Here is a 12,271-nt window from a genome sequence, read left to right as displayed (position 1 = left end):
TGGCCGAAGGTCATACCGAAGCCCCTCCACCTCTTCTTCTGCGCGTCGGGCTATGGGCACGACGAAGGCCCCGCCTCCGAGGAGGCGGGGCAGTTCGATCCCGCTGGATCAATCGCCGTTGCGGCGGGACCAGATCAGCATGTAGCTGTCGTCGCCTTCGCCCTTGACCAGTGAGCAGTAGATCGGAGCAGGGAAGCTCGGATCGTCCAGCTTGACCGAGAGATATTCGCGGTCGCTCTCCCGCGCGGTCTTCTTCCAGGCGGCACCGAACTCGGTCGCACCCGCCCGGATGCGATAGTCTGGAGCCTTGTCGTTGTCCTTTTCTGATGCGACGAAGCTCGCCTTGACGTTAAGCGTGAGCGTCTTGACCGAGCCCGTAAAGCCGTTGTTCAAGGCGGTGAAGGTGCCGATGGTAGCCATGGTGTTCTCTCTGTTCTGTTGTCGGGCCGCGACCATCGCAGCCTCGATGGCGGTCCTTGACCCGGGAGCGATCGGCCCGCAGCCGTCAGGCCCGCAGCAGCGCGTAGGACGGCGTTAGACGTTTTTTTGACTCGCGAGGAATGCCGCCACTTCGCGGCAGGGGAAAAAAGCCGGCGGAGCCGTTGCGGGAAGGCGATCGAGGCTCTTGCCGCCCCACGGGCCTGATCCGCCCATTCGAGGTTGCAGAGGACGCGGCTCGTGAACGAAGTGACGGAGACAACCATGGCGGCCGATACCGACGGAGCACGAGGACCACTTTCGGACCAAGCGGGTACACGCAGACGGCCGCGTGTTTTCTGCAAGCTAGACGCATCTCGGTAAAAGTCAGCACCCTCATCGCAGTCCCGCGTGCTACATCGAAGGCACGGCTAAGACGGAATGCTGGGAGGCGATCACGGAGTTTGGGTTCGTCACATGATCAAAGCGTGCGGCCTCTGCCCAATCACCTTTTTGGTCGAACTGGTGCGCTAGGATAATCGCTCGACCGCGGCAGATCATCCCCGTACGCGAGGAGGGGCTGGTGTAGGCCAGTCGCCGCATTGCGTCATCGGATCGGCCGCGCACCAATCAGGCGCGCGGCTGATTTTTTCGATGCGCCAGGGACCGTTCTGCGGCCCGGACACAAGAATTCTTTCGCTGGGAGAAATTGATGGCGCATCGTGTCGCGCTGAAGATCGTCAGCGCGGCTAAAGCGAGGAAAATAAGATAATGCGCAGGGGGGCTTTGCATAGGGCGGAACACGTGCAAAAGCACCTGCTTGGATGATTTGGCATCCCAACGGTGGAAAAGCCAATTGAATCAGGCGCATCGGTGGCGATATCCGTAAAACTTCTTCACCCTCTCCGCCCCCGATGCCACTATCGGATAGGAGAATCGCTTCCAGCCGCGGTTACTGGTCGCGGCGGCGGCGGAATACCAATTCGTACAACGCCGACCGGCCCTCGAAACTGTTTCGAGGCGCCGCTTAAGCCTCCCGCAGGACTGACCTCGTGATCTCCGGAAATCTCTTCACTCGCGACTACCTGCTGGACGGGGTCGATCGCACCGCTCAATGGATGGGCCTCACCGATAAATCGGTGGAAGCGTTTCGCAAGCGGTTGAAGTCCATCGCCGGCAAGTTCCTCAAGATCGCCAAGCCGAACGAGGCGGAGACCGAGAAGGACTTCATTTATCCGGTCATCGAGACGCTCGGCTGGTCTGACTACCAAGTTCAGCAAATCCTTTCGCAAAAGGGACGCAAGCAGGTCCCGGACGCGCTGCTCTTTGCCGACGACGCGGCCAAATCGCTTGCGGTTACCGAAGCTCAACAATGGAAGCGTTTCCAGCATGGGCTCGCCGTTCTCGAAGCCAAACGTTGGAATCGTGCCCTCGATCGCGCCGACAAGCGCGATCCAAGCGAAGAGGGTGTGCCTTCGACGCAGATGCTGCAGTATTTGAGCCGCGTCGATGTTCAGACGAACAACAAGGTCCGCCTTGGAATCCTGACGAATGGCAGCGTCTGGCGCCTCTATTTTCAGGGCGCGCTCTCCGTCTCCGAAGACTATCTGGAGATCGATCTTGCCCAAGCTCTGGAGCTACCGGGTCACCAGCTCAACCTTCTGGACCATGCCGACGAGCGTCTGACATCCGATCGGGTGTTACGCTTGTTCATTCTCTTTTTTGGCAAGGCGGCTTTCTTGCCGGTCGAGGGCCCGCGCACCTTCCACGATCTTTCGCGCGAAGCCGGCAAAACATGGGAAGAGCAGGTCACGAAGGACCTCTCGCGCCTGGTCTTCGGCGAGCTGTTCCCGAAGCTTGTCACTGCCCTCGCCAAGCACGACCCTGCCCGGCCCGCCGACGTGACCGATGCGTATCTCGACGACATCCGCCAAGCCGCGCTTATCTTGCTCTACCGGCTGTTGTTCGTTGTGTATGCCGAGGATCGCGATCTTCTGCCTGATCAACGCGAGCCGTATAAGTCCTATTCACTCACCACAATGCGCCTCGACATCGCTGAACGGATGGACCGCAAGCAGGTCTTCTCCTCGTCAGCCGCGACCTACTGGCCGAAGTTGCGCGCGGTATTCAAAGCCATCGCAGAGGGCGACGATGATCTTGGCATCCCCCCTTACAATGGCGGCTTGTTCGCGGTTGACAGCGCACGGTTGCTCACCCGCATTGAACTGCCTGACAGCATCGTCTCCGCGCTGATCTTTGGCCTCTCGCACCGCGAAGAAGAAGGACGCGCACGTTATATCAACTACCGCGACCTTTCGGTCCAACAGCTCGGCACCATCTACGAGCGCACGCTGGAATACGGCCTGACATATGAGGACGGCACGGTCACCGTCAGCGCTGACGATGCCGCAAGGCATGAGTCGGGAAGTTATTACACGCCCGACAGCCTGGTCTCGCTGATCATCGAAAAGGCGGTCGGTCCCTTCATCGAGGAGAGGCTCACAGCGTTCCGCGAGCGCTCTGCTACGCTGGCAAAGGACAAACGCCGCCCCGAGATCCGTCTCGCGGAACTGCAGGGGCTTGATCCCGCCAGCCACATTCTGGAGCTTCGCATCTGTGACCCAGCTATGGGCTCAGGACATTTTCTGGTGAGCCTCGTCGATTGGCTGGCCGATCATGCGCTCGCGGCTATTGCGGAAGCTGAGGCTGTTGTCGATTGGTCAGATGCACCCTACCGCTCACCTGTCCTCAACAACATCGAGGCAACACGCCAAGACATCATCAAACAGGCTACTCAGCACGGATGGCCCTTCACGATCGAGCATCTCGACGACCGCCATATTGTCCGCCGCACAATCCTTAAGCGCTGCATTTACGGCGTCGATCTCAACCCCATGGCCGTGGAGCTCGCCAAAGTCGCACTGTGGCTGCACACCTTCACGGTCGGCGCCCCGCTCTCGTTCCTCGACCATCACCTGCGCTGCGGCAATTCGCTGTTTGGGTCATGGATTTCCGATGCGATGGATAGACTGACAAAATGGGGCGGGCAGCTTCTAATCAACGAGCCGATGCAAAAGGCGATGGCGCAGGCCACTGCCATGCAGAAGCTCGAACGAGTCTCAGATGCGGATATTGCAGAGGTGGTCGAATCCAAGACCCTCTTTGACGGCATCGAGCAGGAGACAAGGCCGCTCAACACCTTCCTGAAGATTCTTTATGCCCTCGACTGGATCGATCTGAAGCGTGACGACGAAGCGGCCATTCGCGCTTGGTTGGATGGCCAGTTCGGCGAGCCTTTCGACATCGCGCGAGGCAAGCTGCTGCTCGGCCTTAGCGACGAGGGCTCGGGTCACCCCGAAGCCCGCGATATTTTCACGCGCATACCCGAAGATCTGCGGCCGGCTGCTTCCAAGTTCGCAGCGATTCTTAATCGAGCCCGAGCGTTCGACAAATCCACGCGTTTCCAAAATTGGCAGGTTTCGTTTCCAGGAGTGTGGAAACAATGGGAGAGCCGAGAGTTGCGCGGAGGGTTTCACGCTGTCATTGGCAATCCGCCCTATGTTCGGCATGAACTCCTTGGCGCGACCAAGCCAGCACTCAAGCGAGCCTTTTCGGCTTATGACGGCTATGCTGATCTCTACATTTACTTCTATGAGCAGGGACTCAAGCTTTTGGCGCCCGGAGGGCGTCTGTCTTACGTGGTTACGAATAAATGGCTCCGAGCCGGCTACGCCGAACAATTGCGAGAGTTGTTCGCCACCAAGGCATGGGTCGAGTTCGTCGCCGACTTCGGCCACGCGAAGAAGTTCTTCCCGGATGCCGATGTATTTCCATCGGTCATCGTAGTGCGCAAGCCCTCGCCCGCCGTCGCTGCGCCAGCGCAGACGACCGTCTGCGCCATCCCGCGCGATGACGTGCCGGAGAAGCACCTGGACGAGGCCGTTGCACACGCGAGTTATCCGCTGCCCCGCGGGCATTTCACAAAGGACAATTGGATCATCGAGCCGCCCCCGGTCGTCGCACTCTTCAACAAAATCAGAGCGACCGGCACCTCGCTGGCCGAGAAGGTCGGGACAGCTCCGATGTACGGCGTCAAGACTGGCTTCAACCAGGCCTTCTTGATCGACACGCCTACGCGGGACCGGCTAGTGGCCGAACACGCATCGGCCGATGAAATCATAAAGCCGTACCTGCGCGGTCAGGATGTCGCGCGCTGGCAATCCGCCGATAATGGACTGTGGATGATCTTCGCGCGCCGCGGCATCGACATCGATGCCTATCCGAGCGTCAAACGGCATCTTGAAGCCTATAGGAGGCGGCTTGAGCCGCGACCGGACGATTGGAAGCCGAGCCGTCCTGGCGAAAAGTGGTCCGGAAGAAAGAAAGGCACGTACGCCTGGTATGAGCTGCAAGACGCGGTTGATTATTGGCAGGAGTTCAGCAAGCCAAAAATCATCTACAAAGTCATCCAGTTCTATGCGTCCTACGCGTTCGATGCGGAGGGACGCCTCGGCAACGACAAGACGTTCATCATTCCGACTGACGATCTTTCATTGCTGGCGGTTCTTAACTCTCCACTCATGTGGTGGTTCAATTGGCGCCATCTCACCCATCTCAAGGACGAAGCGCTGTCTCCGATGGGCTACAAAATGGAGCGTTTGCCCATTGCCGAACTTGCTCCCCGTTCTAAGCAACAGGCAACAAGACTGGTCGAGCAATTGATCCAAGAAACGAGGACCATTAGCGCGGCCACCGGTTCTATCTCGGACTGGCTCAAGCATAGCTTTGCCATCGCAAAGCCGAGCCGAGCCCTACTCAACTTCGATGCGTTGACGCCTGACGCTTTTGTCACGGCAGTTCAAGCCGCAATCCCGCGCCGGCGCAAGTTGACTGCCGGCGACATCGCCGAGTTGAAGAGGGAGCACGGCGCGACCATCGAACCCGCTAGGGCCGCACGGCGGACAATGTTCACGCTCGAACAGCAGCTTTCCGATTTGGTCAACACGGCTTACGGCCTAACGGCCGAAGAAGTCGCCTTGATGTGGGAGACGGCTCCGCCGCGCATGCCTTTCACGCCGCTTGGGCTTGCTACGGAAGACGCAAGTCCTGATGCCGAGGAAGACGACGAATAGACCCATTTTCGCGCCGAAGGGCGCGCCCGAGCTCGCCAAGCTCAAGAAGACCGGTCTGGCGCTTCGGGCCGAAGGGTTGATCGCGAACTCGGGTTGGCAGCCGGAGGTGCTGGGCCTGGCCGTATACTACGCCGCTAAGCGGCTAAGCCCGCCTGCGGCCAACCGCAGCGGGGCTTTTGCGCATTCCGCGGGAATCTCGACTTTTCCCTGAATTTCGGTTCCAGGCTACCACATATTGGGGATATCTGTGATTTCCTGACTATTGCGTTCCCTCTATGTTCGATAGCGAGTAGGCTCGCCAAGATTTTTGGTTCGGCGCTTCCGGAAAATTCCGGGAGCTTTCGCTCATCTCATAGGGACGAGCCAGTGGCGCCGCCACTGACAGGTGATCGCCGCCGTTCGGCATTGGGAGGACATGGTCTTGCAGTCGTTTCGCTTCATTCACACCGGCGACATCCACCTCGACAGCCCCTTGAAGGGTCTTTCTGGGCAGCAAGGCGCGGCGGCCGAACGAATCCGCACCGCAACGCGCGTGGCGCTGGACAATCTCGTCAGCCAGGCGATCGAGGAGCAAGTGGACTTCATGGTCATCGCCGGCGACCTCTATGACGGCGATTGGCGCGACTATCAGACCGGCCTTTTCTTCGTGAAGCAGATGGGGCGGCTCGCCCAGGCTGGCATTCCGGCCTTCCTGCTCTACGGCAACCACGACGCGGAAAGCCAGATCACCCGCAGGCTGACCTTGCCGGCCAATGTGAGCGTGTTCTCCGCGCGCAAGCCCGAGACCTTCCGCCTGCAGCATCTTGGCGTAGCCCTTCACGGCCAAAGCTTCCGGCAGCGCGACGTGACGGACAATTTGGTCACGGCTTATCCCGCGCCGATCGCGGGCTGCTTCAATATCGGCGTCTTGCACACCGGCTTAGGCGGGATGCCGGGCCACGCAAATTATGCGCCGTGCGCCATCGAGGATCTGATCAACAAGGGCTACGACTATTGGGCGCTTGCGCATGTGCATCAAGCCGCGGTTCTCAACGAGCGGCCCCATGTCGTCTTCTGCGGCAATCTGCAAGGCCGCCACATCCGGGAAAGCGGGCCGAAAGGTGCATCGCTCGTCGCGGTCGAGGACGGCCAGGTCGAGACGATCTCGCCGCTTCATGTGGATTGCGTGCGCTGGATCCATTTGCCGGTGCCGGTGGGCTCTTGCAACGCATCGGCCGACGCCATCGATCGCGTGCGCGCGGCCATCGAGGGCGCAGTGGCGCGCGACGCGCACGGCCGCCTTTTGGCCTGCAGGATTGAGTTGACCGGGCAGACCAAGCTGCATGGCGAGTTGCTCGCATCGGCGGATCGCCTCCTTGCAGAGGCGCGTGCCGCCGCTTTGAGCTTGGGGGAAGAGACGGCCTGGATCGAGCGCCTCATTATCGCGACCGCAAGCCCTGACGCCTCAGCCTCCCGCAAGGACGCGCTCGGCGACTTGCAGCGGATGATCCAGGGCGCCGGAGGCGATGCCGACCTTCAGGTACGGCTCGCCGCAGAGCTTGGCGATCTTGTCCGCAAGCTGCCCCACGATATCCGGGCGGAGTCGAGTGACGCCGCGTTGAAGGCCGCCATCGATACCGACATCGCGGGCGTCATCACGCATGCCGGCGCGTATCTCAACGCACGCCTCGCAGCAGAGAAGGTGTAATCCGATGCGTATCCGAAAGCTCGATCTTCTCAAGTACGGCCATTTCACGAACGCCGTTATCGATCTTCCGGCTGGCAAGCCGGACTTCCAGATGCTGCTCGGCGAGAATGAGGCCGGCAAGTCCACGACCATGGGCGGTGTCGAAGATTTGCTCTTCGGCATCCCGGCCAATTCACCGCGCAACTTTCTGCACGAGTACAACGCCATGCGGGTGGGCGCGCTCCTGGAGAAGGGCGCCGAGACGCTCAAGGTGCGCCGCCGCAAGGGCAACAAGGATACATTGCTGGGCGATGACGACATGCCGCTCCCGTCGGGCGAGGGGGCGCTCGCCCCGTTTCTCGCGGGCGCGGATCGCCGCTTCTACACGCGGATGTTCAGCCTCGACCATCCACGCCTGCAACAGGGCGGCAAGGACATCTTGCAGGCCCAAGACGATGTCGGCCAAATGCTGTTCTCGGCAAGCGCCGGCATCACAGGCCTTCGCGAGACGCTTAAAACCATGGAAGCTGAAGCCGACGCGCTTTGGGCTTCGCGCCGGGCGTCGCACCGCAAGTATTTCCAGGCAGAAGAACGCCTGAAGGCCGCCGAAGCGGGCCTGCGCGAGAATGTCGTGACCACGAGCAAGTGGCAGTTGCTCAAGAGCGCCTTCGAGACCTCGAACGACGCTCACACCGCCATCGAGCAGGAAATCGAGATCAAATCGGCAGAGCTGCACAGGCTCAACCGCATTCGCCGCGTTTGCCGCGACGTGCGAAAGCGCGCGGAGACGCACAACGCCATTGAGGCGCTTGGGACCGTGATCGCGTTCGATGCCGATGCCGCCAATATCCTGGAGAGGGCGGCGGCCGATGAAGCCGCGGCCACCGCTCGCATCGCTGCGTTGAGTGAGCAGATCGCGGCCCTTGAGTCTGAACGGGCCGCGCTCAACTTCGATGATGGCTTGCTCGCACGTGCCGAAGACATCGCGCAGCTTCGTGATCGCCGCATCCAGGCCCGGGCTGGCAAAGCAGATCTTCCCAAGCGCCGCGCCGAACTGGCCGCGGCCGAAGCCGCGCTCCTTCGACACGCCGCCGAACTCGAATGGAGCGGTGATGTCGAGCAGGTGATCGCGCGGATTCCCGCTAAGGCCAAAGTGGCCGCGCTTCGCGGCTTGCTCAACCGGCGCGGCGCGCAATCCGGTGCGGTTGAGAATGCAAAAGGGGCCGTCACCGAAGCGCAAGAGAAGCTCACGGAGATCGAGGCCGATGTCGAGGCGCTCGGCGTGCTGACCGATGTTTCCAAGCTCGCAATGGCCATCAAGGCTGTCCGAGACCTTGGCGATCTGACTGGCCAGATCGCCAATTCCGAGCGCGCCGAGCAGGAGGCGCAGGTAGCGATCGAACGCGCCCTGAAAGCCTTGCGCCCGGCTGTCGTGGACTGCGCCGTACTTGAGTCCATGCCCGTTCCACCGCTCGCTACCGTTGAGGCCCACCGCGAGGCTTGCCGTGACCTCGAACAGCGGCAGCAGACCTGCCGCGAACGCATCCGCCATGCGCAGCAAGAAGGTGCCCGGCATCGCAAAGCCCACGAGCGCCTCATTGCCGACGAACAGCTTGTCGCGGCCGATGAACTTGGGCGCTTGCGCGGCCGGCGCGACGCAGGCTGGTCCATTATCCGGCGGCGCCATCTTGAGGGCGCTGCCGTCCCGGAAGATGAGGTGGCAGACTTTTCCCCGTCGGGTGCGCTGGCGGAAGACTTCGAGACCGCGATTCAGGTTGTGGATGCGGCGGCCGATCGCCGCTTCGAGCACGCTGGCGCGGCCGCGCAGCTCGCGGTGATTGGACGGCAGATCAGCGAACAGGACGATTTGCTGGAGTCCTTGGGCCTGGAAGAGAAAGCGCTAGAGGAAGAGTGCACGACGCTCGACGCCGTCTGGATCAAACTATGGGCTGGAGTCTTCGCCGCGCCCGGGACCCCCGACGTGATGATCGAGTGGCTGCGCGCGCGCTCCGAGATCCTGGAACGCATCGCCGCACGCGACGCGGCCGAGCGGGATACGAGCGCCTGCCAGCAGCGTGAGGCGCAGGCTAAGCACCTCGTCCTGGCCGAACTGAATACGCTAGGCGTCTCCACAGATGCGCTGGCCGGCCAATCGCTTCTTCGGGTCGTGGAAGCGGCCGCGGGAGTGGAACGCACGCATGAGACCGCCGCCAAAGCGCGGCACGATCTTGATGCTGCGCATCATAAGGCGGCAGGCGCTTTGACGCGCAAGCGCAAGGACCTCGAAAAAGCAGAGAGTGAATGGACAGCGTGGACAGCCGACTGGACCGCGGCTCTCAAGACGCTGCAATTCCCGCTGACGGCGGCACCCGAGACCGCGGAAGCGCAAATCAATGCCATCGACGATATGCGCGAAGCGTCCGTTCGCATCAATGATTTGAGGCATGAGCGGATCGAAAAGATCGAAAGAGATACGGCGGCATTCGAGGCCGACGTGGCCGCATTGGTGCAGGCCATCGCGCCGCACCTGCACGGCACGGATGCCGAGGAAGCCGTCTTGAATCTTGATCGGCTGGCAGCCGATGCCGCGCGCGTCCGCGATCTCAAAGCCGCCAAAGAGACAGACATCGGCGGCGTGCAGAAGAAGATCGAGGAATGCCGCGCATCAAGCGCCGAAGCCCGCGACATCATCGCGCGCTTGCAGCGGATGGCTTCGGTCTCAGTCATTGACGACCTGCGCACCGCCATCCGGCGTTCGGATGAAATGCGGGCGCTTGCTGGTGAATTGGATCGCCTCACCAAGTCGTTGATGCAGGACGGGGATGGCCTTTCGGTCGCGGATTTGGCCGTCGAGTGCGCTGGCATCGATCTCGACGCCACCGCCGCGAAGGAGCAGACGATCAACGACGAAGTGAAGGAATTGCGCAACAACCTGATGGAGGCGCGCGAAACGCGCAACGCCGCGCGCCAGAGCTTCGAGGCCATCGGCGGTGACGACAAGGCAGCGAGGGACGCAGCGGATCGCCAAGCGGCGCTTGCCGAGATGACCGAGATCGCCGAGCAATATGTCCGCTTGCGCTCGGCCATCGTGATGCTGCAATGGGCGATCGACCGCTACCGGCGCGAAAAGCAGGCGCCTTTGCTCAAGCGCGCGGGCGAGCTGTTCGCCATGCTCACCTGCGGCTCGTTCAAAACCCTTCAGCTCGAATTCGACGACCACGACAATGTGCAGCTCGCCGGCATCCGCAACGACGGCCGCCGGGTGGCCGTCGCCGGAATGAGTTCGGGCACCGCGGACCAGCTCTATCTCGCGCTGCGCATCGCCGCGGTCGAAGACTATCTCGACCACGCCGAGCCCATGCCGTTCATCGCGGACGATCTGTTCATCAACTTCGACGACAAGCGCGCGGCGGCCGGCTTCCGCGTGCTGGGGGAGCTGGCGAAGAAGACGCAAGTTCTATTCTTCACGCACCACGAACATCTGCTAGAGGTTGCACGAAAAGCCTTGGGTGTCCCGATTGCCGGCGTTACCCTGCCAGCGGCCGAGAGCACGCCGCCGCAGCAGTCGGAGGCCGCCTGAAGCCAAGTTATTTCCCGTAATTTCTGTTATCGCTCTGATGATTTTTCTTTTATTTCAATGACTTAACAGGCCAAAATCCACATTTGAAGAAATATTCGGACCCTGCTTCCGGAATTTTGGATGTGCGGTCGCTTCCTAGGTAGGGCCGCCCTTTCCCGGATCGCGAGGTTGAAACATGAAGCCAGGTGCCAAGACGTCCGAGGAACCGCCCTCGCCATCCGACCTGGAAGGCTGGAGGCGGGTTGCCGCCGCCAACGGCCTTCGACGCCTGCGGCCGGAAGACATCGTGGCCGCGATACAGCACATCGGCCCGAACGGCGACCAACGGCTCCTTGCCGACCTGGTCACCCACGTGTCGGACGAGCTGTTGCGCCGCATTAAGCGACTGGTCGGCAAGAACCACCGCAATGAGGGCGAGGACATTATCTGGCGCGCACACCACCAGTTGATCGTGGCCGTGCTCAAGCCGACCTCGAAGGACGGGCAGGCGCTCTGCAAGACCTTTAGGACATGCGTCGAATTCCGCGTCGCCGACGCGATCCGCGCGGAGCGCAAATACGCCTACCGCAACAAGCCCTTCAAGATGCAGCCCGGCGTCGCCGATGATGGCGAGGCCATCGTCGAAACCATCGAGCCGCCCGAGGAAGGCAGCGAGCAGGTGGCCGAGCTTCAACAATTGCTGAATAGGATTCCTGACCCGAGAAAGCGGGAGGCGTTCCGCCTGCACATGCACGGATGCCCCCTCGGACCCGGCATCGGCACGACGTCGATCGCGGAGCAGCTCGGAATCAGCGCCAAAACCGCAGGAGAGTGGATCGCCGAGACCAAAGCTCTCCTGAAGATTGAGATAGGAGCCGCCCATGATTGAACAAAACCGAAATCCCGAACGGGACGACGTGTTGTTCGCATTCCACCAGACTTGCGACAACCCGACCGCCGAGCAGGTGTCCGAATGGACGCGCCGGTATCCGCAATACGCCGACGATATCCGTGAGCATGCCGCCCTGCGCGCGCAGTGGGCTTCGGAGTCCGACGAGCAAGGCACCGAGCCCGACGAGAGCATGCTCGCTCGCGGGCGCAGCCATGCCCTGAATCTGCTCCATAGTGCGCGTCAGGAGGCCACCGCCCAGAACGTCTCTGAAAAGACGTGGCCCCAGGCCGTGTCCGCGGCCGGCTTCGATATTCCGCGGCTTGCGCGCTGTATCAACATCGATCGCATGGTTCTGGCTGAACTGAATGCCGGCCGCATGCGCTTGCCGTTGGGCCGGCGCTTGGCGGATGCGCTTAGCGATGTGCTGGGCATGAGTGTGGCTTGGCTTGAGCGGGCGGTATCCGATCTCCTAGCGGGGCCCCGGCGATTGGGCCACGCCAAGGCGGATGAAGCGCCCACCATCAATACACGATCCTATGCTGAGGTCATTCAGGCCAGCTCCATGTCGGAGGATGAAAAACACTATTGGCTTGGAGAGGACTAAG

The 12,271-nt window shown here is 61.5% G+C and carries 7 protein-coding genes; 6 read left to right on the top strand and 1 reads right to left on the bottom strand.

Annotation, left to right across the window (positions count from 1 at the left end):
• Nucleotides 1-108 precede the first annotated feature (108 nt).
• Nucleotides 109-420: a DUF736 domain-containing protein gene (locus tag LRP30_RS07355; RefSeq protein ID WP_249759857.1), complete on the bottom strand. Its 312-nt coding sequence runs from the start codon at nucleotides 418-420 to the stop codon at nucleotides 109-111.
• A 1,049-nt stretch (nucleotides 421-1,469) separates the two neighbouring features.
• Here LRP30_RS07355 and LRP30_RS07350 point away from each other — a divergent pair.
• The 6 genes from LRP30_RS07350 (at nucleotide 1,470) to LRP30_RS07325 (ending at nucleotide 12,270) form a co-directional block, all read left to right on the top strand.
• Nucleotides 1,470-5,549 carry an Eco57I restriction-modification methylase domain-containing protein gene (locus LRP30_RS07350; RefSeq protein WP_249759856.1) on the top strand — a complete coding sequence of 1,360 codons (4,080 nt, stop codon included), beginning with the start codon at nucleotides 1,470-1,472 and terminating at the stop codon, nucleotides 5,547-5,549.
• Nucleotides 5,527-5,760 carry a hypothetical protein gene (locus tag LRP30_RS07345; protein ID WP_249759855.1) on the top strand — a complete coding sequence of 78 codons (234 nt, stop codon included), beginning with the start codon at nucleotides 5,527-5,529 and terminating at the stop codon, nucleotides 5,758-5,760. Before LRP30_RS07350 ends, LRP30_RS07345 begins: the two co-directional genes overlap by 23 nt.
• Before the next feature lie 210 nt (nucleotides 5,761-5,970).
• Nucleotides 5,971-7,236, top strand: a complete 1,266-nt coding sequence (locus LRP30_RS07340) for a DNA repair exonuclease (protein WP_249759854.1) — start codon at nucleotides 5,971-5,973, stop codon at nucleotides 7,234-7,236.
• Between the two features lie 4 nt (nucleotides 7,237-7,240).
• Nucleotides 7,241-10,795: a YhaN family protein gene (locus LRP30_RS07335; protein ID WP_249759853.1), complete on the top strand. Its 3,555-nt coding sequence runs from the start codon at nucleotides 7,241-7,243 to the stop codon at nucleotides 10,793-10,795.
• A 175-nt stretch (nucleotides 10,796-10,970) separates the two neighbouring features.
• Entirely contained in the window at nucleotides 10,971-11,663 is a 693-nt protein-coding gene (locus LRP30_RS07330; protein WP_249759852.1) for a sigma-70 family RNA polymerase sigma factor, read from the top strand.
• Complete coding sequence (locus tag LRP30_RS07325; RefSeq protein ID WP_249759851.1) at nucleotides 11,656-12,270, top strand: hypothetical protein; 615 nt, start codon at nucleotides 11,656-11,658, stop codon at nucleotides 12,268-12,270. Before LRP30_RS07330 ends, LRP30_RS07325 begins: the two co-directional genes overlap by 8 nt.
• Nucleotide 12,271 lies beyond the last annotated feature (1 nt).

It is taken from the genome of Bradyrhizobium sp. C-145 (assembly GCF_023375135.1).
In the GTDB taxonomy this organism is placed as follows: Bacteria; Pseudomonadota; Alphaproteobacteria; order Rhizobiales; family Xanthobacteraceae; genus Bradyrhizobium; species Bradyrhizobium zhanjiangense.
Note: the sequence above shows the minus strand (reverse complement) of the source record. Positions and strands in the feature narration are given on the sequence as shown.